Origin of the sequence: Streptomyces sp. NBC_00461 (genome assembly GCF_036013935.1) — a bacterium.
In the GTDB taxonomy this organism is placed as follows: domain Bacteria; phylum Actinomycetota; class Actinomycetes; order Streptomycetales; family Streptomycetaceae; genus Streptomyces.
In genome coordinates this window covers 3143542-3164150 of the sequence record NZ_CP107902.1, presented here as the reverse complement: position 1 = coordinate 3164150, position 20609 = coordinate 3143542, and the positions used below count along the sequence as shown (strand labels likewise).

The 20609-nt window shown below is 67.8% G+C and carries 16 protein-coding genes, 3 tRNA genes and 2 pseudogenes; 14 read left to right on the top strand and 7 right to left on the bottom strand.

Annotated elements, in window-relative coordinates; translation table 11 throughout:
• Positions 1-37 precede the first annotated feature (37 nt).
• The 4 genes from OG870_RS14915 to OG870_RS14900 all read right to left on the bottom strand — a co-directional run bounded on the left by OG870_RS14915 (position 38) and on the right by OG870_RS14900 (position 5650).
• Positions 38-1969 carry an ABC transporter ATP-binding protein gene (locus OG870_RS14915; protein ID WP_327690963.1) on the bottom strand — a complete coding sequence of 644 codons (1932 nt, stop codon included), beginning with the start codon at positions 1967-1969 and terminating at the stop codon, positions 38-40.
• Positions 1969-3702, bottom strand: coding sequence for an ABC transporter ATP-binding protein (locus OG870_RS14910; protein ID WP_266513880.1), 1734 nt, complete (start codon positions 3700-3702; stop codon positions 1969-1971). The genes OG870_RS14915 and OG870_RS14910 overlap by 1 nt, the downstream gene beginning before the upstream one ends.
• 115 nt (positions 3703-3817) lie before the next feature.
• Entirely contained in the window at positions 3818-5260 is a 1443-nt protein-coding gene (locus OG870_RS14905) for an FGGY family carbohydrate kinase (protein ID WP_266513877.1), read from the bottom strand.
• Between the two features lie 84 nt (positions 5261-5344).
• The gene (locus OG870_RS14900; RefSeq protein WP_266584830.1) at positions 5345-5650 is read right to left on the bottom strand and encodes a YtxH domain-containing protein; all 306 of its coding nucleotides are present in this window, start codon (positions 5648-5650) and stop codon (positions 5345-5347) included.
• A 143-nt stretch (positions 5651-5793) separates the two neighbouring features.
• Between OG870_RS14900 and OG870_RS14895 the strand changes: the two genes are divergently transcribed.
• The 3 genes from OG870_RS14895 (at position 5794) to OG870_RS14885 (ending at position 6197) form a co-directional block, all read left to right on the top strand.
• Positions 5794-5866, top strand: a tRNA-Asn gene (locus tag OG870_RS14895).
• A 5-nt stretch (positions 5867-5871) separates the two neighbouring features.
• A tRNA-Asn gene (locus tag OG870_RS14890) sits at positions 5872-5944 on the top strand.
• A 179-nt stretch (positions 5945-6123) separates the two neighbouring features.
• Positions 6124-6197 (top strand) — tRNA-Ile (locus OG870_RS14885).
• Positions 6198-7106: 909 nt separating this feature from the next.
• Here the strand turns inward: OG870_RS14885 and OG870_RS14880 are convergent.
• Together OG870_RS14880 and OG870_RS14875 are read right to left on the bottom strand one after the other, a co-directional pair.
• Positions 7107-7778, bottom strand: coding sequence for a recombinase family protein (locus OG870_RS14880; RefSeq protein WP_143606564.1), 672 nt, complete (start codon positions 7776-7778; stop codon positions 7107-7109).
• 277 nt (positions 7779-8055) lie between these two features.
• Complete coding sequence (locus OG870_RS14875; RefSeq protein WP_057582258.1) at positions 8056-8529, bottom strand: MarR family winged helix-turn-helix transcriptional regulator; 474 nt, start codon at positions 8527-8529, stop codon at positions 8056-8058.
• Positions 8530-8713: 184 nt separating this feature from the next.
• Here OG870_RS14875 and OG870_RS14870 point away from each other — a divergent pair, with 184 nt between their 5' ends.
• The 11 genes and pseudogenes from OG870_RS14870 to OG870_RS14825 form a co-directional block, all read left to right on the top strand.
• Positions 8714-9325: an NADPH-dependent F420 reductase gene (locus tag OG870_RS14870; protein WP_057582124.1), complete on the top strand. Its 612-nt coding sequence runs from the start codon at positions 8714-8716 to the stop codon at positions 9323-9325.
• 264 nt (positions 9326-9589) lie between these two features.
• Positions 9590-9961: a DoxX family protein gene (locus OG870_RS14865; RefSeq protein WP_057582123.1), complete on the top strand. Its 372-nt coding sequence runs from the start codon at positions 9590-9592 to the stop codon at positions 9959-9961.
• A 136-nt stretch (positions 9962-10097) separates the two neighbouring features.
• The gene (locus tag OG870_RS14860) at positions 10098-10751 is read left to right on the top strand and encodes an FMN-dependent NADH-azoreductase (protein ID WP_181649890.1); all 654 of its coding nucleotides are present in this window, start codon (positions 10098-10100) and stop codon (positions 10749-10751) included.
• Positions 10752-11118: 367 nt separating this feature from the next.
• On the top strand, positions 11119-11637 hold the full coding sequence (locus OG870_RS14855) for a hemerythrin domain-containing protein (protein WP_266584839.1): 519 nt from the start codon (positions 11119-11121) through the stop codon (positions 11635-11637).
• 65 nt (positions 11638-11702) lie between these two features.
• Positions 11703-12761, top strand: coding sequence for a N,N-dimethylformamidase beta subunit family domain-containing protein (locus tag OG870_RS14850; RefSeq protein WP_266924045.1), 1059 nt, complete (start codon positions 11703-11705; stop codon positions 12759-12761).
• 336 nt (positions 12762-13097) lie between these two features.
• On the top strand, positions 13098-14537 hold the full coding sequence (locus tag OG870_RS14845) for a gamma-aminobutyraldehyde dehydrogenase (RefSeq protein ID WP_266924043.1): 1440 nt from the start codon (positions 13098-13100) through the stop codon (positions 14535-14537).
• A gap of 890 nt (positions 14538-15427) precedes the next feature.
• Positions 15428-17674 carry an RNA polymerase sigma factor gene (locus OG870_RS14840; protein WP_266840539.1) on the top strand — a complete coding sequence of 749 codons (2247 nt, stop codon included), beginning with the start codon at positions 15428-15430 and terminating at the stop codon, positions 17672-17674.
• A 565-nt stretch (positions 17675-18239) separates the two neighbouring features.
• Positions 18240-18368 carry a hypothetical protein gene (locus tag OG870_RS14835; RefSeq protein WP_266584849.1) on the top strand — a complete coding sequence of 43 codons (129 nt, stop codon included), beginning with the start codon at positions 18240-18242 and terminating at the stop codon, positions 18366-18368.
• A 67-nt stretch (positions 18369-18435) separates the two neighbouring features.
• Positions 18436-19179, top strand: a pseudogene (locus OG870_RS48165) (ISL3 family transposase); the annotation flags it as partial.
• 58 nt (positions 19180-19237) lie between these two features.
• Positions 19238-19597, top strand: a complete 360-nt coding sequence (locus tag OG870_RS14830; protein ID WP_266584850.1) for a hypothetical protein — start codon at positions 19238-19240, stop codon at positions 19595-19597.
• A 316-nt stretch (positions 19598-19913) separates the two neighbouring features.
• A pseudogene (locus OG870_RS14825) lies at positions 19914-20027 on the top strand (transposase); the annotation flags it as partial.
• A 65-nt stretch (positions 20028-20092) separates the two neighbouring features.
• Here the strand turns inward: OG870_RS14825 and OG870_RS14820 are convergent.
• Entirely contained in the window at positions 20093-20296 is a 204-nt protein-coding gene (locus tag OG870_RS14820) for a hypothetical protein (protein WP_266584852.1), read from the bottom strand.
• Positions 20297-20609 lie beyond the last annotated feature (313 nt).

The window sequence follows — 20609 nt, the reverse complement described above, 5'->3', positions numbered from 1 at the left end:
GCGGTGAGCGGCCCCCTGGGATCAGCTGTCCCGGCGACTAGTCGACCTCGGCCACCGCCTGGGCGAACTGCGCCTTGTACAGCCGCCCGTACGCCCCGTCGGCCGCCAACAGGTCCGCGTGGGTGCCCTGTTCCACGATCGACCCGTTCTCCATGACGAGGATCGTGTCCGCGTCCCGGATGGTCGACAGCCGGTGCGCGATCACGAACGACGTCCTGCCGTGCGCCAGCTTCGCCATCGCCTTCTGGATCAGCACCTCGGTGCGGGTGTCCACCGAACTCGTCGCCTCGTCGAGCACCAGGATCGTCGGGTCCGAAAGGAACGCCCGCGCGATGGTGATGAGCTGCTTCTCACCGGCGCTGACGCCCGAGCCCTCGTCGTCGATCACGGTGTCGTAGCCGTCGGGAAGCGTGCGCACGAACCGGTCGGCGTGCGCGGCCCGCGCCGCCTCCTCGATCTCGCCCCGGGTGACCTCCCGCGAGGCGCCGTACGCGATGTTCTCCGCGATCGTGCCGCCGAACAGCCAGGTGTCCTGCAGCACCATGCCGATCCCGGCCCGCAGTTCGTCCCGGGACATGCTCGCGATGTCGACGCCGTCGAGAGTGATACGCCCGCCGGACACGTCGTAGAACCGCATGAGCAGATTGACCAGCGTGGTCTTGCCGGCTCCCGTCGGGCCGACGATCGCGACGGTGTGCCCGGGTTCCGCCTTCAGGGACAGGTGCTCGATCAGCGGCTTGTCGGGGTCGTAGCTGAAGGAGATGTTGTCCAGCTCCACCAGCCCCCGCAGCTCCGCGGGCCGCTCGCCGCGCACCGGATCCGCCTCCTGCTCCTCCGCGTCCAGGAGTTCGAAGATCCGCTCGGCCGAGGCGACGCCCGACTGCACCAGGTTCGCCATCGAGGCGACCTGTGTCAGCGGCATCGAGAACTGCCGCGAGTACTGGATGAAGGCCTGTACGTCGCCGATCGACAGCGCGCCGGACGCGACCCGCAGACCACCGACGACCGCCACCAGCACGTAGTTGAGGTTCGACACGAACATCATCAGCGGCTGCATGACCCCGCTGTTGAACTGCGCCTTGAACCCGGCCTCGTACAGCGCGTCGTTCTGCTCGGCGAACTGCTGCGCCGACTCCTGCTGCCGCCCGAACACCTTCACCAGCGTGTGGCCGGTGTACATCTCCTCGACGTGGGCGTTCAGCTTGCCGGTGGAGCGCCACTGCTGCACGAAGTGCGGCTGCGAGCGCTTGCCGACGCGCGTGGCGACGACGAACGACAGCGGCACCGTCACCAGCGCGACCAGCGCCAGCAGCCAGGACACCCAGAACATCACCGCGAGCACGCCGATGATGGTCAGCACCGAGTTGATGAGCTGGCCCATCGACTGCTGCAGCGTCTGGCCGATGTTGTCGATGTCGTTCGTCGCCCGGGACAGCACCTCACCGCGCTGTCGTTTGTCGAAGTACGACAACGGCAGCCGCGACAGCTTCGCCTGCACGTCCTCACGCATCCGGTACATGGTCCGGTTGACGGCCCGGTTCACCAGCCGCGTCGCCACCGCCATCAGCAGACCGGCGGCGAGGAACGTACACACCGCGATCAGCAGTACGTTGCCCACGGCGCCGAAGTCGATGCCCTTGCCGGGCGTGAAGTCGGTGCTGCGGAGCATGTCGGCGACCTGGCCCTGCCCCCGCTCCCGCATCGACGCGAGAACCTGTTCCTTGGTGGCCCCGGCCGGCATCTGACGCCCGATGATGCCGGCGAAGACGAGGTCGGTGGCCTTGCCGAGGATCTTCGGCCCGATCACGTTCAGGCCGACGCTCACGACCACGCAGACCAGCAGCGCGTAGATCGTGAGACGTTCTGGTTTGAACCGGGCGATCAGGCGCTTGCCCGACACCTTGAAGTCCAACGAACGGCTGTCGGGGCCGCCGCCCTGGCCCATCATCCGTGCCATCGGCCCGGCCATCAGGCAGCCTCCGCTTCCGTCAGCTGGGAGAGCACGATCTCCCGATAGGTCTCGTTGCCCGCCATCAGCTCGTGATGGCGGCCGGTCCCGACGACAAGCCCCTCGTCGAGGACGACGATCCGGTCCGCTTCGCGGATGGTCGCCACCCGCTGGGCGACGATCACGACGGTCGCTTCCGCGGTCTCCTGGGCGAGCGCCGCACGCAGCGCCGCGTCGGTGGCGTAGTCGAGCGCGGAGAAGGAGTCGTCGAAGAGGTAGATCTCCGGGCGCTGCACCAGCGTCCGGGCGATGGCGAGTCGCTGCCGCTGACCGCCGGAGACGTTCGTGCCGCCCTGCGAGATCGGGGCGTTGAGCCCGGCTTCGAGTTTCTGCACGAAGTCCTTGGCCTGCGCCACCTCCAGCGCGTGCCACAGCTCCTCGTCGGTGGCGTCCGGATTGCCGTAGCGCAGGTTGGTCGCGACCGTCCCGGCGAACAGGTACGGCTTCTGCGGCACCAGCCCGACCGTCTTCGCCAGCAGCGCCGGTTCGAGGGACGCCACGTCCGTGCCGTCGACGAGCACCTGGCCGTCGGTGGCGTCGAACAGGCGCGGGACGAGCCCCAGCAGCGTCGACTTGCCACTGCCCGTCGAGCCGATGACGGCGGTCACCTCGCCGGGCCGCGCGACCAGGTCGACCGCCTTGAGCACGGGCTCCTCGGCGCCGGGATAGCGGAACCCGGCACCCCGGATCTCCAGGTGACCGTGCCGGCGCAGCTCGGTGACCGGAGCCGCCGGCGGCACCACGCTGGAGGAGGTCCCGAGCACCTCCTCGATCCGCTCGGCACACACCTCCGCGCGCGGCACCATCATGAACATGAAGGTGGCCATCATCACGGACATGACGATCTGCATGAGGTAGGCGAGAAACGCGGTCAGGTCGCCGATCTGCATCCCGCCGCTGTCGATCCGGTGGGCGCCGAACCACACCACCGCGATCGACGACAGGTTCACCGTGGTCATGACCACCGGGAACATCAGCGCGAGCAGGTTGCCGGTCTTCAGCTGCATCTCGGTGAGGTCGGCGTTGGACTTGCGGAACCGGTCCTTCTCGTACTCCTCCCGCACGAAGGCCCTGATCACACGGTTGCCGGTGATCTGCTCGCGCAGGACCCGGTTGACCGTGTCCAGGCGTACCTGCATGGCCCGGAACAGCGGTCGCAGCTTCCGCACGATCAGCGTGACGCAGATGCCCAGCGTCGGGACCACGGCGATCAGCACACCGGACAGCGGCACGTCCAGGCCGAGCGCCAGCACGATGCCGCCCACGCACATGATCGGCGCCGACACCATCAGCGTGAACGTCATCAGGGCCAGCATCTGGACCTGCTGCACGTCATTGGTCGTACGGGTGATCAGCGAGGGCGCGCCGAAGTGACCGACCTCCCGCGCCGAGAAGGACTGCACCCGGTCGAACACGGACGCGCGCAGGTCCCGGCCGAGTGCGGAGGCGGTGCGGGCGCCGTAGTACACGGCACCGATGTTGCACACGACCTGGACCAGTGAGATGCCGATCATCAGGGCGCCGAAGGAGAGGATGTAGCCGGTGTCACCCTTCACGACGCCTTGGTCGATGATGTGGGCGTTCAGAGTGGGCAGATAGAGGGTGGCGCAGGTCTGCAGGAGCTGCAGCAGCACCAGCAGGGCGATGGGTTTCTTGTAGGGCCTGAGGTAGGTCCGCAGAAGTCGTATGAGCACGCTACGTCTCTCGGAGTCGGCGGTGGGGCGGGCTTGATGCCCCAGGCTCCTATCGTCGGACACTCCACCCGTGTTACCTCAACCGATTAAGCCGACAGCAGTGCGCTTTGTCGTCCTACGGGCGGAACGCGCCGGGGTGTGTCTGTTCCCTCACGGAAACGAACTGCTGCCGCACCGCCTGTCCGACCGCCAGTTCGTCGCCGGGCTCCAGCATCTGGGCGGACGCGCCCTGCCAGGCCGGCGGTGTGCGCGGGTCGAGAGTGCCCTGCGACACGCCGAGCGCCCAGGCGGCCTGCCGGGCGGCACCGATCGCCGCGTAGTCCGCGGGCTGCGGTACGACGATCTGCGCGCCGAACAGCATGGGCGCCGCCGCCTGCACCGCGGTCAGTTCGGCGGCCGCCCCCAGCAGGAAGACCCGCCGCACCTCGACACCCCGGCCGCGCAGCACGTCCAGCGCGTCCGCGAGCCCGCACAGCATGCCCTCGAACGCCGCTCGGGCCAGGTGCTCGGCCTTCATCGACTCCCGCCGCAGCCCCGCGATCGAGCCCGCGGTGTGCGGCAGGTTCGGCGTCCGCTCACCCTCCAGATACGGCAGCATGACGAGCCCGTGCGCGCCCGGCGTCGACTTCATCGCCAGCTCGGACAGGCTCTCCAGATCGGGCAGCCCGAGCAGTTCGGCGGTCCCGCGCAGGGTCCGCACGGCGTTCAGCGTGGTCACGACCGGCAGGTGCATGCCGGTCGCGTCGGCCAGGGAGGTGATCATCCCGGTGTTGTCGACCAGGGCCTCGCGGTGCACGGCCATCACGGAACCGGACGCCCCCAGGGACACCACGGCATCCCCGAGCCCGATCCCCAGACCGAACGCGGCGGCCATGGTCTCACCGGTCCCGGCGGAGATCAGCAGCCCCTCCGGGGTCGTACCGGCCGCGTCGGAAGGGCCGATCACCTCGGGCAGCATGGCCTGGTGACCGAGCGCCAGCTCGACGAGATCGGACCGGTAGTTGCCGGTGGCCGCCGACCAGTAACCGGTGCCGGAGGCCCCGCCCCGGTCGGTGGTCCTTCTGACCGGTCTCCCCAGCAACTGCCACACGAGCCAGTCGTGGGCCTGCATGAGCATCGCCGTGCGCAGCGCGGCATCCGGTTCGCTCTTCGCCAGCCAGCGCAACTTGGTCACCGGCTGCGCGGCCTGCGGCACGCACCCCACCGCCTGCGCCCACGCCTCGCGCCCGCCGAGCGCGTCGATCAGATCAGCCGCGGCCACCTGGGCACGCTTGTCACCGCCGACCATCGCGGGACGTACGGTGCCGCCCTGGGAGTCGAGCGGCACGACCGCGTTCTGCTGCGCCGACACGCCGATGGCCTGCACACCTTCGAGGAGTCCGCCGCCGGCCGCTTCACCGAGTGAAAGCAGCCAGGCCTGCGGGTCGACGTCGGCAGGGCGATCACCGTCCACCGGATGCGGGGCATACCCCTGCCTGAGCACGGCACCTGTGTCCGTGTCGCAGACGACGATGCGAGTGAAATCGGGCGCACTGTCCAACCCGGCGACTATCCCCATGGCGAAAATTCTATGGGTCGAGCGCCGCGGGGGCGTCTGCCGACCGGCGGGTACCGGTCCGACGGGGCCCGCAGCGCCGTGGACCTACGTATTGGTGGTGCCCCAGTCGTCCTCTGCGGTGCCGTTGGTGTTGCGGTCCCGCAGGGACCGGACCCGCTGGGTCACCGAGTCGGGGACGTGGTCGCCGACCTTCTCGCTCACCGCGTGATACGCCTTGCCGGCGAACTGGCGGCCCTGCTGGGCGGCCGTCTCTGCGGTGTTGCGGACGGCCGGGTTCTGAGAGACCTGGCGTGCGGACTTCTTCAACTGCTCGTAGCGCTCGCGCCCGGCACGCGTGCCCAGCACGTAACCCAGAGCCAGCCCGACGACGAACGTGAGCTTGTAGCGCATGGAGGCCATCCTTCCCTCGTGTCGGTCGGTGCCGGGGGAACCGATTGGCGGAGCACCCCCCTGCTTGCGCTAATGTATGTGTCGCAGCGACCGCCCGCCCCCTGGCGAATACCCAGGTAGGTGCGTTCGATGCAACGAGGCATTCCTCCGTAGCTCAATTGGCAGAGCAGCCGGCTGTTAACCGGCAGGTTACTGGTTCGAGTCCAGTCGGGGGAGCTCGGTCCTCCGTAGCTCAATTGGCAGAGCAGCCGGCTGTTAACCGGCAGGTTACTGGTTCGAGTCCAGTCGGGGGAGCATGCTGAACGAGGACCCCGAAGGGGTCCTTTTTCATGTCTGGCCCTGTTCCTCGGGAACCGTGCAGGTCACGGCGGAGTCCTCAAGGGCATGCGAAGTCGACCATACGAAGCAGGAGATCGTATGAGCGGCTATGCTGCGGCAGACGGCGCGCACAAATGTGCGCGACACGCCGCTATGGGGCGGTAGCTCAGCCGGTTAGAGCAGCGGACTCATAATCCGTCGGCCGTGGGTTCGAGTCCCACCCGCCCCACCTGCGCAGGTTTCTGACCTGCGGAAACGTTCATTTTGTCCTGTCGGGGTGTCAACTTTCCCTGAACGGACTGAATCCGCTGCTCGTGAGTTTGATGCCACGTTGGTCTGCTTCGGCTGATGACTCTCTGACCTGCATGGACGTGCAATCGCTGAGACGGGTTCTGCTCGGCTCTGCTGCGGCAAAGCATGTATTGAGGCCCTCCTGAGGCCGGAGGTGCCCGTGAAGTGCGCCGGATGCGTTGTCCGACAAGTCGTCTGCGGGTGACTCAGGGCGTTTTGTGTGACGGCCGGGGCCTGCGGCTTCCGGGCAGTAGGTCTGGCGAGGGTCCAAGGAAACTGCCCCAACAGGAAACGGCCCGGAACGCAGGTGTAGCGGCCTTAGCCTCGATCTTGCATGACGGTCCGTCGGTTTCTCCGGCGGGCCGTTTCTCTGTTGTCGGTTGGTCGTGGGCAGGTTGATGGCCCGGCTGTCGCGTCGGGGGGCGCCGGGTTCCACTGCTCCGGTGGGGTGATGCTGTCCGCCGGGTTGATCTTGCTACGTTCGCCTACAACTCAAACGTCAGCTGCCCGCCGTTTCGAGCGCGGTATGCCGGGTCTGGGCCCGGATGCGGGCGTGGTGGTTACAGTCGTAGTGCAGGTGGCAGCCCTGGCATGGCTTTGAGGTTGGCCGGGTGACAGTTCTCCGGCGTGTAGTCGAGGTGCGCGCTCTCGTCGTCAGGATGACCCGCGAACCGGTGCCGTACACGGGCTGTCCGGGCCGGTTGGGACACCGGCCGGGGTGACTGCCGCGTCCGCACTCGCCTTCACACTCGCACCGCCAGCCCGCGCGTTCGTTGATGGCGTTGGAGATGTCCGGCCAGTCGGCGGGACAACGCTCGCGGTCCTAGGGACGGATCGGCACGTGGGGTCACCGTTCCGCAGCGTCGAGCTGGTGGGGGACGGCGGAGGCGCGCAGGTCTTGGAGGTCGGGGATGTGGTTGTAGAGGGTGCCCGGGGAGATGCCCAGCATTTTGGCGATCGAGGTGATGGAGCGGCCGGGGTCGGGCAGCAGGTCGCGGGCGGCGCGGATGACTTCCTCGGTAGCGACGGTGGGGCGCCCTCCGACCCGGCCGCGGGCGCGGGCAGCGGCCAGGCCCTCGCGAGTGCCCTGGACGATGAGTTCGCGGATGAACTCCGCCAGAGCGGCGAAGACGTGGAAGACGAGTCGGCCGCCGGGGGTGGTGGTGTCGAGGTTCTCGTGCAGCGAGGTGAAGCCGATCCCGCGCGTCCGGAGTTCGGCGACCATGTTGATGAGGTCCTGGAGGCTGCGGCCGTAGCGGTCGAGCGACGGGACGACGAGGGTGTCGCCAGCGTCGAGAAAGGCGTGGCACGCCTTCAATTCCGGGCGGAGGGCGTTCTTTCCGGACTTCTTGTCCGAGAAGATCTTCCGGCATCCGGCGGTGGTGAGGGCGTCGATCTGCCGGTCGAGCTTCTGTCCGCCGCTGGACACCCGCGCGTACCCGATCTTGATCTCGGTGCAGACAAGCGGTTCGGCAACGAGGAGTTCGGGGTGGCCGGACGGCTCCGGAGTGTCACTCATGACCCCGGATCATGTCAGAAAACGGTGGTCGAGGGTTCTTGAATGACCCAGGTTTTTGAAGGGTTTTTTGAAGAGGCTGCGGGGTGTGCGGACCCCCGCACGGTGATCTTCAGAAAACGTTCGTTTTTTGAAGGCGAGGCTCGTCGACCCGCATCGTCTTCTTTGTTGGATGGGAGTGTCGCAGTAAGGGCGGTTGGTGCGATGCCGGGCCCTCATCAGCACCCCGGGCGAGACTCTGACGGCACGGTCGGCGGCAGCCCGGCGGGGACGCAAGGGGTCATCCCGGTTTCTGATCGATCTCGGCGAGTTGCGCCTCCACCTGGTCTCCCAATTCGATCAGCAGGTCCATCTGCGCAGGGGTCACGTGGTCGATCAGCACATTGCGCACGTCAGCCAGGTGGAGCGGGGCAGCTGCCTCGACGAGGGTGCGGCCCTGTTCGGTGATGACCACGACGGCCCCTCGCTGGTCGGTCGCGCATCGCTCGCGGCGGATGAGGTTGCGGTTCTGCATGCGGGTCAGATGCTGCGACAGACGGCTCTTCTCCCATTGCAGCGCATCTCCGAGTGCGAACGACCGCAGGCGTCCCTCGGGCGCCTCAGACAGGTGCGCCAGCACCTGGTAGTCGGCGGTGGACAGCCCGCTGTGGGTGCGCAGCTGCCGCTCGATGTATTCGGACAGGCCGGCCTGCATCTTCATGAGGCTGCGCCAAGCCCGCTGTTCACGCTCGTCCAGCCATCGCGGTTCGTCCATGAAGCCCATCCTACCGCTTTGGTTGACATGTTAACCAGTTCGTCGTACGGTTTGGTTAACACCTCAACCAAATGGACTTGCGGAGGTCGGAGCCGCCTACAGAAACGCGGCGACGACAGGCCGGGCGGCGAAGCTGCTCTGCCGCCTCGACAGCCTTCAGCAATTACTGGAACAGGGAGCACTCATGTCTGCAGACACCCGCTACGCCATCGTGGGCACCGGAAACATCGGTTCGGCGCTGGCGCGTCTCTTCGCCCGGGCCGGAGTCGAGGTCAGCATCGCCAACACCCGCGGACCGGGCTCGATCAGCGAACTCGCCGCCTCCTGGGGTTCCACGGTCCGGGCCGTGACGCTCACCGAGGCACTGGCGAGCGACGTCATCTTCATGGCCATCCCGTTCGGCGCAGTCGAGACGTTCGGCAACGCCCTGCCCGACTGGAACGGGAAGATCGTCGTCGACACCACCAACGCGCACTACGCGCCCAACGCGGGCGACATCCTCAAGGGTCGGCTCTCCTCGCAGTACGCGGCCGAGGTCCTGCCCGGCGCCCAGATCGTGAAGGGCTTCAACCACCTTCCCGCCCAGACGCTCGCCGCCGAAGTGCCCTCCGGCCAGGGCAAGCGCGTGGTCTTCGTCTCCAGCGACTCCGGGGAGGCTAGCTCCCAGATCGCCGAGCTCGCCCGCACGCTCGGCCTGTCGCCGGTGGAACTCGGCAGGATCGACGAAGGCGGACGCCTCATCGAGGTTCCCGGCGCACTGGTGCTCAGGAACTTCACCGAACAGCCCCTCACCTGATCGGCCGCGTTCCGCCTTCCACAGGCGGTGCGGCCGGCGCCGACGAGCCGTCCTGCCTCAGCGTCTGCCGTCACCGGCCGCACCGCGGCGGCCGGCGCCCGGCCCGCGGCCGGGTTGCCGCGCAGCAGCGCTCTCCATCGATGAGACCGCACTTCAGCAACGCTCACGCGTGAGCAGCAAAACCCGCCGGCACACCCATCCTCCACGGATGCCGGTCCCTCACAGCTCGGGCGGTCCGAATCACTCCCCAGAAAGGCATGACCCGTGTTTGTCTTCGCCGCCGTACTGAGCGTTCTGCTCGCCGTTGTCGGGCTGGCCGCCGGACTACCGAAAGCCCTGCTCAAGGGCAGCATTCCAGCCCAGTTGCAGTCTCCCGGAGGCTTCAGCGCCCCGCTGGTCCGGTTCATCGGGCTGGCCGAGCTGGCCGCAGCCGCAGGGCTCATCGCCGGTCTCTTCTGGCAGCCCATCGGCGTTGCCGCCGCCCTGGGATTCGCAGTCCTGCTCGTCGGAGCCGTCGGCTTCCACGCCAAGTCCGGCGACTACGCCAACCCCGAGACCCGCGGCAACGCGATGGCACCCATCATCCTCACCGTCATCGCGATCGCTGCCGCCGCCACGCTCGTCCTCGCCTCCTGACCAGCGCCTGAATCCGAGGCGCCACAGCTCACCTTCCGCCCGGCAAACCCGCCGGGTGATCGCGAGACGCCCTCGCCACGCGGACCGTCACCGATCATCCGCATTCCCGACCACTGCTACACCTGAGGAACATCCCATGGCCACTCTTCTGCATCTCGATTCCTCGCTGTTTTCCGGCGACGCCTCCTCCTCCCGCGCCGTGACCGCCGCCTTCCGCCGGACCTGGCAGGAGCACCACCCCGAGGGCACGGTCATCTACCGTGACCTCGCCACGAACCCCGTACCGCACCTCACCGCCGACGCCCACACCGCCGGCCAGACCGACCCGGCCACGCACACCCCCGCCCAGGCCGCCGCCCTCGCCCACCGGCTGACGCTGATCGACGAGCTGGAGAACGCCGACGCCATACTGATCGGCGCTCCGATGTACAACTACTCGATTCCTTCGACCCTCAAGGCGTGGCTCGACAACATCGTCCTCGTCGGCCGCACCGCCGGCGTGGAAAGCTCCAGGCTCAAGGGCACCCCCGTCACCGTCGTCGCCAGCCGCGGCGGCTCCTACGCCCCGGGCACGCCCCGCGAGGGCTACGAATACGTGCAGAACTACCTCACGGCCGTTCTGGCCGACGCGCTCGCCCTGGACGTGAACTTCATCGTCCCGGAACTCACGATGGCCGTACACAACCCGGCGATGTCCCAGCTGATCCCCCTCTTCGAAGCCTCCCGCCAGCAGGCACTGGACGACGCAGCCTCCACGGCCAAGGCGATAGCCCACCGCATCGCCGCCTAGAAACAGCGCCCTCCGGACGGCGGCCGTGAAGCACGCTTCACGGCCGCCGTGGGCGAACTCCAGCGGGGACAGGCGGCTGGCTGCCCTCGAAGGAATTTCTCGCCCCGGAGGAGCTGGACGACGCGAACCGGCGAATCGACGAGGCGGCCGGCGCTGCCGGGCGGGACCCGAGCCGGACCAACCGGGTCTACAACCTGGTCGGTGACCGTTCGACTACGCAGCGGGTCGACCTGCTGACGAGCTGGCCGGTCGAGCACCGCATGAACGGCTACATCTTCAGCGGCCCGGTCAACGAGTCCGCGCTGCGCCCCATCATCGAGAAGGTCGCACCCGCCGTGCGCGAGGCAGTCGCAAAGGAGCATCGACGATGACACAGCCGCAGGCGGGAACTGTCGCCGGCCGCCAGATGATGCAGCAGCTGCTGATGGCGCATGCGCCGCTGCGCAGCGACGTCGCCGCCCTGCGCAAGGGGCTTGAGGTGCTCGATGCGGCGACCACACGCGCAGAGGACATCGAGGAGCTGCTCGGCGGTCTGACTGTCGCGGACCTCACCTGGCAGCTCAAGGTGGGCTGCCAGCATTTCTGCGCCCACCTGGACGCCCACCACACGATCGAGGACGCTCGGATGCTGCCGGTCATACAGCACCGGTTCCCCGAGCTCACCGATCAGATCGGGCGGCTCCGGCGCGAGCATGAGGAGGTCAAACAGATGATCGTGAGCATCCGCGCCGACGCGCGGCAGCTGAACCCCAAGGACGAACGCTCCGTCCACGTGGTGCTGGAACAGATCGTCGCGCTTGCCGACCACCTCCAGGCCCATCTCGACTTCGAGGAGCGCACCCTCTTCCCGTACTTCCTGCGGATGGACCACGACTGGCACGCCTGAGCTGTCCTGGCCGGGAGCGTGAGGTTGGAGCCGCGGACGACCGGATCGCGTTCGAGGCGGACGGCATGGAGATGCTCCTCGGGCACACGCCCATCGTCCACAAGGAAGACCTGGTACTGCAGGACCACCCCGAGTTCGGCCGCTCCCTGTACGAAATCCACAACGACGGGTCCGGCGTGGTGTTCGGCAGCGTCCGCCGTCCGCTGATCAGCCTGCAGCCGCGGTACCGCGCCTCGTTCATGAGCGAAGGCCCCTGGGGTCTGCCCGCCGACCTGTCCCTCGTGCACTGGTTGGAGACCGCTGAGTGCGAGTTCGACGCCCTCACGGACGAGGACCTCGATCGGGAAGGCCACGACCTGCTGCGCGACTACCGCGTCGTGATCACCGGAAGCCACCCCGAATACGTCACGCGGCGCGAGCTCGACGCCCTCGAGGAGTTCACCGCGAACGGCGGCCGGCTGATGTACCTGGGCGGCAACGGCTTCTTCGCGACCGTCTCCTACGACCCCGACGCCCCGCACCTGATGGAGCTGCGCCGGGCCGACGGGGGCACGCGCCCCCACCAGTCACCCTTCGCCGAACGCCGCCACACCACCTCGGGCGAGGCCAGCGGCCTGTGGCGCAACAAGGGCAAGGCACCGCAGCGTCTGGTAGGAGTCGGCATGGCGGCCCAGGGCTTCGACCGCTGCACCTACTACGAGCGCCTTGCGGACAGCAAGGATCCGCGGGCGGCCTTCGTCTTCGAAGGCGTCGGCGAGAACGAGCTCCTGGGCGACTTCGGTGTCATCGGGGGCGGCGCGGCCGGCGCCGAGATCGACTGCTGGAACCCGGCGCTCGGATCGCCGCCCGGAACCCTGGTCCTGGCCACCTCCGGGCCCTTCTCCGACAACTACCTGCTGGTGACCGAGGAGATCTTCGAGATGCTCCCGGGGATGGGCGGAACCGAGCAGCCGGCGGTCCGCTCGGACATGGTCTACTGCGCGCTGGAGGGCGGCGGCGGATTCTTCTCGGTCGGCTCCATCGCCTGGACCGGGTCGCTGTCCCACAACGGGTACGACAACAACATCGCGAAGATCACCGGCAACGTGCTGCGGCGCTTCCGCGACGAGAAGCCGCTGGACTAGGCCACCCCCTGTTGCCCAAGGCGAGCAGCTCTGCCGGCGGAGCAGCTCGCCTTACGCCATCCGGCTGCGCAGACCGGCACTTGGCCCAGGGGCGTAGTCCCCGCTCTGCGGCGGCTTCCGCGCACCCCGGTACCCGGCACCGAGTCGGTGCCCGATCGGAGTCGGGGCACGTGGGAATTCACGGCACTGGCACCTGGTCCATGTCGGCACCGTGCTGGTGCTGCTGCTGTCCTCATCCCTGTCCACGTGGCCCAGCGGCTGCCGTCCGACATCACCCTCGACAACCGGACCCGAAATAACACGCGAGGAACCACCTATGTGCCAACTGGAGACCCAGTGACCACCGTTCTGCGCACGCTGCGAAACTACATCGGCGGCGAGTCCCTGGACGCCGCCGACGGGCAGACCATCGAGATCGTCAACCCGGTGACCGGCGAGTCCTACGCGACCTCGCCGCTGTCCGGCCGGGAGGACGTCGACGCCGCCATGGGCGCCGCCGCGGCCGCGTTCCCGGCGTGGCGCGACACCACCCCGGCCGAGCGACAGCGCCTGCTACTGAAGATCGCGGACGCTTTCGAGGCGAGGACCGGGGAACTCGTCGCCGTCGAGTCCGAGAACACCGGCAAGCCCCTGGAGCTGACGGCGAGCGAAGAGGTGCCACCGATGGTGGACCAGATCCGCTTTTTCGCCGGCGCCGCGCGCCTGCTCGAGGGCCGATCGGCCGGTGAGTACATGGACGGCATGACCTCCATCGTCAGGCGTGAGCCCGTCGGGGTCTGCGCGCAGGTCGCACCGTGGAACTACCCGATGCTGATGGCGGTCTGGAAGTTCGCCCCGGCGCTGGCCGCGGGCAACACCGTGGTCCTGAAGCCGTCGGACACCACCCCGGCCTCCACCCTGCTGATGGCCGCGATCATTGGGTCCATCCTTCCCAAGGGCGTTTTCAACGTCATCTGCGGTGACCGCGACACCGGGCGCCTGATGGTCGAACACCCCACTCCGGCGATGGCCTCCATCACCGGCTCCGTACGGGCTGGCAAGCAAGTCGCCGGGTCCGCGGCCAAAGACGTCAAGCGCGTCCACCTGGAGTTGGGCGGCAAGGCCCCCGTCGTCGTCGTCGCCGACGCTGACATAACCCAGGCCGTCGAGGGCATCTCGGTGGCCGGTTTCTTCAACGCCGGCCAGGACTGCACGGCCGCGACCCGCGTCCTCGTACAGGAGTCGGTCCACGACGAGTTCGTGACGGCGCTGGCGAGGGCCGCCACAGGCACGAAGACCGGTCGGCCCGACGATCCGGATGTGCTGTATGGACCGCTCAATAATGCCAACCAGCTCACGCAGGTCTCCGGCTTCATCGAGCGGCTGCCCGCCCACGCCAAGATCGAGGCAGGCGGCCACCGCGTCGGCGACAAGGGCTACTTCTACGCCCCCACCGTCGTCTCCGGCCTCAAGCAGGACGACGAGATCATCCAGAACGAGGTGTTCGGCCCGGTCATCACCGTCCAGTCCTTCACGGACGAGAAGCAGGCCGTGGAGTGGGCCAACGGCGTGGACTACGCCCTGGCCTCGTCGGTGTGGACCAAGGACCACGCACGCGCGATGCGCATGTCCAAGAAGCTGGACTTCGGCTGCGTGTGGATCAACACCCACATCCCACTGGTCGCCGAGATGCCCCACGGCGGCTTCAAACAATCCGGCTACGGCAAGGATCTGTCCGCGTACGGCTTCGAGGACTACACCCGTATCAAGCACGTCATGACGTCACTGGACGCGTGACGCTCGCGCCGACGCCAGTGCCAGTGGGATCGCCCCGCAGGGGCCCCGACATCCGCCCGAAGTGAGGAAGGGATCCGCTGCGGAGGAGTTTGAGAACCCCTCTGAACTGGAGCAGTATCCGGGGAGTCGGGTTCTCCTCGTCCATCCTGGACGCGTTCGGGACGCAAGGATAGAAGCAGACCGATCTCCAGCCAGATCTGGTTCGGGGAGAAGTCGTGCCGGGGGAGGTTGCGCAGGCCGGTGGCACGGGCGTTGCGGATGCGGTCCTCGCAGCGGGCGCGCTGACGGTGGCTCAGTTTGAGGCCGGCATCGCCCCGGGGATGTTGGTAGCAACAGGCGAAACGCATACGCTTGGCTGCAGCGGCACCCCGTCGAAGCGGCCGAGCTGGACGCGGACTGATTCCGGTCCTGTAGCTCGGGCTCTGTGTATACGCGTTGCTCGGTGAAAGTGCTCCCAGAGGCTCCGCCCTGGCGCCCTGGGGTGGAGTCTCTGTGCGTTGGAAGGGGAATCCGCTGCGGGCGAGTTCGAGGCGCACTTCTGAGCTGGGGCGATCGTCTCGGAATCCGGTTGGGCTGTCCTCCAGGACGCGTTCTGGACGCAGGTTGGACACAAGGATCGGAAAGACTGAGAGCGTTGTGGTGAACCGCGCTGCTGATCGATGACCTGTGCGTTTCTCCATTCGGTGGTTCTGCCGGGCAGCTAGCTGACGCATGGTGTTTCGTCTACTGGTTGGTTTGCTTGGTGTTGGGTCGCCGCCGCCCGCGGGTAGTGCGCGGTCCGGCAAAACAATGCGGCCGGAAGTGTTACCCGGCCGCCGCGCAGCCGTCACCTATACATCGAGGCGGACCGGGCGCGCGCGGGCGCCCGGCCGGTGAGCGAAGGAGTGCGGATGCGGGTTGCAGAGCGGGACGGGCGTGCAGATCAGGACTTGGTGGTGGCGGCGCAGGGCGGGGACCGCCAAGCCCTGGACGAGTTGATGGCCGCGTATCTGCCGCTGGTCTACAACATCGTCGGGCGGGCGCTGGACGGACACGTCGATGTGGACGACGTGGTCCAGGAGACGCTGATGCGCGCGGTGGACCGGATCGGGGATTTGCGCGACCCTACGGCGTTCCGAGCCTGGGTGGTGGCGATCGCGGTGCGCCAGGTGCGCGACCGGTGGCGGCGCCACCAGACGCAGCCCTCGGCGGCGCACGGCTGGGGCTTCGAGCTCGCGCCGGACGCGGCCGATCCCGGCGCGGACTTCGTGGACCTGACGATCCTTCAACTGGAGCTGTCGGGCCAGAGGCGCGAGACGGCTCTGGCGACGCGCTGGCTGGAGGAGGGTGACCGCGAACTGCTGGCGCTGTGGTGGCTGGAGGCGGCGGGCGAGCTGGACCGGGCGGAGCTGGCCGGGGCGCTGGGCATCGAGCCGGGACACGCGGCGGTGCGGGTGCAGCGGCTCAAGGCCAGGCTGGACGCCGCCCGCACGGTGGTGCGGGCGCTGGACGCCGCGCCCCGGTGCGCTGAGCTCTCCCAGATAGCGACCCGGTGGGACGGGTGGGCGGCCCCGTCGTGGCGCAAGCAGTTCGCGCGGCACGTACGCGAATGCGTAGCCTGCGTCGCGTCCTGGCAGGACCTGGTGCCCGCCGAGCGGCTGCTGGCGGGCTCGGCCCTGGTACCGGTACCCGCACTGCTCGCGGCCACATGGCTGCGGCACGCCCTGCCCCCGTCCGCGCCGAGCGCGCAGGCCGCCGCGGCGAAAGGGGTCGCGGGGAAAGGCAAGGCCGCGAAGCGGTTGCGCCACGGCGGCCACGGCAGCAGATCGGGCGGGCTGGCCGCGCACGTGTCCGCGAAACTCGTCGCGGCCGCGGTAGCTGCCGCCGTAGCCGTCGGCGCGGGCGTCGTCTACGCGGCCACCAGCCACCAGCCACAGGGTTCCCCTTCCGCCACGGCGGGGGCGCGGGGCGCTGCGGGTGTCGCGGCGGCCGTGGCGAGCGGTTCGGCCTCAGCCTCGGCGAGCGCGTCGGCGTCGGCGTCGGCGAGCGCCAAGGCAGCAGCGTCGTCGGCGTCGTCTCCTGCGGCCGGTGGCGCCAGCTCGACGATACGTTTCATGGGCAAGAACACGGTGATGATCGGAAGAATATCGAACGATAAACCTTCGGTTGCCGCACCATTCGACGCTCAGTACCAATACGTCGTCAGTCCGCCTGCACCGTCGAGCAGCGTGTACACGGCGAAGTCCTGCCCGAATGGGACGAACTGGTGGGGATGCGTGTGGGGTGGACGCGGGGGGCTCGTCCCCCATATGGAAGCCCGCGCTGCGCAGGCTACCTATAAGGGTCAACCGCATCCGCAGACGATGATGTGGTCGTGGTTTGAACTCCCCCACCTCACCCCCAATGCGACGTGGCAGGACGAGGTGAAGGCGGTCAACCGGGTCGACCTCCTCACCAGGTACCTGAACGACTACCGTTTCTTCGTCCAGAAGATCGGCACCTCGCACGACATGATCGATCTCGAAGCTGACTTTTGGGGATTCGCCCGAGGGACGGGCGATGTGAACAAGGTCCCGGCGCAGGTGACTGCGGCGGCTCCGAACGAATGCGGAAATCAGGCGAACACTGTGGCGGGTCTGGCCCGCTGCCTGATCTCAATGACCCGCAAGTACGCTCCTAACGCGACCGTCGGCCTGCACCTCACCTGCTGGGACTGGCCGGGCAACGAGAAGAAATGCGCCAGGGATTACGTGGCCCTCGGGGCAAAAAATGCGGACTTCCTGGTCGGGGAGGTTGAAGCCGCGGACGCCGGTCTCACTGCCCTGCCGGAGAATGGCGGACACAACTCATTCTGGAGCGAAAAGAAGTGGACCGCGCAGCTCGCGTATTGGAAGACGATGGCGGACGCGTCCGGCAAACCGATCGTGGTCTGGCAGATCCCGGTCGGCAACATGCGACAGAACAACACCCCGTACCACTATAAGGACGACAAGGTGGACTGGCTGTTCTCGCACATGGACCGGGTCGCGAGCGCCCATGTCGCGGCTCTGATGTTCGGCCAAGGATCGGACAAGTCGACCACGATTGAAACCGACGGCGGCAACCTGTTCCGGAAGACGATCGCCTACCGAAACTCGGGTGGCACGCCGCTCAAATAGCGTGAGAAGGCTGCTGCCTTCGCGGTCGGCACGTCGTTCAGCACGATCGGCCCGGTCCTGCGCGGCGTGATCCTGGCCGCCCGCGGGACGTCGGTGACGTCCGCGAGCTGCTGCCGTCGATGATGTCGGGTAGCCGGAGCACATTGCTGTGCCCCGGCTACTCGACCGTGGGCAATGTGAACAAGGTCCCGGCGCAGGTGACTGCTGCGGCCCCGAACGACTGCGCAAATCAGGCGAACAGTGTGGCGGGTCTGGCCCACTGCCTGATCGCAATGACCCGCAAGTACGCTCCTCACGCGGCCGTCGGTATGCACCTCACCTGCTGGGACTGGCAGGGCAACACGCAGGCGTGCGCCAAGGATTACGCGATCCTCGGGGCGCAGAACGCCGACTTCCTGGTCGCCGACGTGTCGGACCGCGACGCGGGCTGGTACGCCGAGCCGGCGCACGGGAGCCGCGACATGTTCTGGACGGACCAGAAGGCCGCCGCCGAGCTAGGGGTCTGGAAGACGATGGCCGAGTCCGTGGCAAGCCGGTGGTCCTGTGGCAGATCCCTGTGGGCAACATGGCGCAGAACAACACCCTCATCCACTACCAGGACGACAAGGTGGACTGGCTCTTCGCGCACATGGACCAGGTGGCGAACGCGCACATCGCCGGCCTGCTGTTCGGCGCGGGGCAGCAGGAACTGTGAGCGGTCGCGCAATTCGGCTCTGTCGACGATCTTGTGATGCTGTCCGGCTGAGCTGGGCATCTACTGGGTGTGCGGTTCAGGGGTTTTGGGGCGGTTGCTGCCGCATTTAGCTGGTGTGGTCGTGGAGTCCGTCGAGCGGGTGGCCGGGGCGGTCACGTTTCGTACATCATGCCGGACGCTCCCAGCGAGATGTACGTCCTGTGCGATGCCTTCCTGGCGGGTGCACGGGCGATACCGGCGCCGCCTCGTTGACGCACCCATCGGTGCGGCCCCCGTTGTGATCGAGTTCTCGGTGCGGCGCTTCAAGTGCGTCAACTCCCGTTGCCCGGCGGTGACATTCGTCGTGCAGATTCAAGGGCTGACCAGCCCGCACGCCCGCTACACCCCACTGCTTCGAACGGTGCTCACCTCGATCGCCCTGACGCTGGCGGGCCGTCCCGGGGCACGTCTTGCCGGCGCGTTGAGCATCCGCGTTGCGAAGGACACCCTCCTGCATCTCCTTCGCGCTGTCCTCAAGTCGCCTCCGGCCCAGGTCAGAGTGCTGGGCGTGGACGATTTCGCTTTACGCAAGGGCGATTCGTACGCCACCATCCTCATCGACCTGGAGGCCCGCCGGCCGCTCGATGTGCTGCCCGGCCGGGACGCCGCACCGCTGGCCGACTGGCTGCGCGGTCACCCCGAGGTGGAGATCATCTGCCGGGACCGGGCCGGCGCCTACGCCAAGGGCGCCCGTACCGGCGCCCCGCAGGCGACGCAGATCGCGGACGGGTGGCATCTGTGGCGGAACCTTGCCGAGGCCCTGGAGAGGACGGTCGGCGCCCACCACAGCTGCATCCGGGCCGCATTCGCGACCCCCCCTGGTCACCAAGGTGGACGCCGCCGGGGACCTGGTCACCGAGGAGCCGTCCACCGCGGAGAGCATCCCGTTCGTTCCGCCGGACGGGACGCTCGACTTCGCGGGCCGCCCGCGGCGCCTGGTGGCCCGCACCACCGAACGCTACGAGGCGGTGCAGGAGCGGCTGGCCGAGGGCAAGACCCTGGCCGTGATCCGCAGTGAACTGCGGCTAGGCCACTCCACCGTGCGCCGCTTCGCCCGCGCCCGCAGCCTCGACGAACTCCTGGTCAAAGCCACCAACCGCGCCACCCTCCTCGACGAGTACAAGCCCTACCTGCACCAGCGGTGGACCGACGGCTGCCACAGCATTCCCCAACGGGTGTGGCTCGCCTGAAGTGACCTGCTGATCTGCTGACCTGTCAAGCCGTCCTTAACGTCCGCGCCATGCGCAACAACGGCGACTTCGACACCCACTTGCGATACCACCTCACTCGCGAACTTGAACGCCTCTACCAACCAGCTGGCCAGAGCGAATACACCCCCAGTGCCTGACCAGCACCCCACTCAAGACGAGCCGCACCCATCCCAATTCGCCTGTGGACAAGGCGATTTCCAGCAGTTCGTACCGCTCGCCCTCGAACGCGTTGAGGATGCGCCATTCTTCGCTGCTGAGATCCGCCGGGGCTGCACCGGGTGCCGAACGGCAGATGCTCCTGTCGAAGGTGCAGGCCGCCGAGGACGCCGCCGGCCGAATCGACTGGGATGTGTCCGTGGACTCCACCGCGGTCCGTGCCCACCAGCACGCCGCGGGCGCACGCCAGACATCACCCGCCGCGGCCCCGCAAAAGGGGGGTGCCGCTGTCAGCGCGATCAAGGCAGGTAGATCGTTCTATCTCTGTGCCGGGATCGTTTGACCGTTGTGTCGGAGGTCGGGGGGCTTGTTGATCCAGGCGGCCCCGGGGAGTTTCGGTGGTTCGGGTGCCCCGCGGACGAATCGTTCGGGGTGCTGGCGGTAGACGCTCGTGAGGACGTCGGCGCGCATCTCGCGGAGCTGGTCGGCGAGGCCGAAGTGCACGTCGAAGGGGGTATGCATGGCTATTCCGGAGTGCCGGTGGGCGACGTTGTACCAGTCAGCCGCAGCCTGCCCGTTCCCATCAACCCGCTCTGGAAGAAGGCAACTGAGCCGGATAAGCTCACGAGGCGACGTCTGGCCTATGAAAACAGCCACAGAGGCTCTGCCCCGAGCAGAGGGCGGAGCCTCTCCGTGTTGGAAGGAGAATCCGCTGCGCGCGGGTTCGATCCCCGTCCTTGAGCTGGCGCGATCGTCTCCTGTGTCTTCAGCGCGTTCCTGTCGGGCCTCATTGAGGCCGAGTTGAGGCCGCAAGGACAGGAACAGACTGACAAGG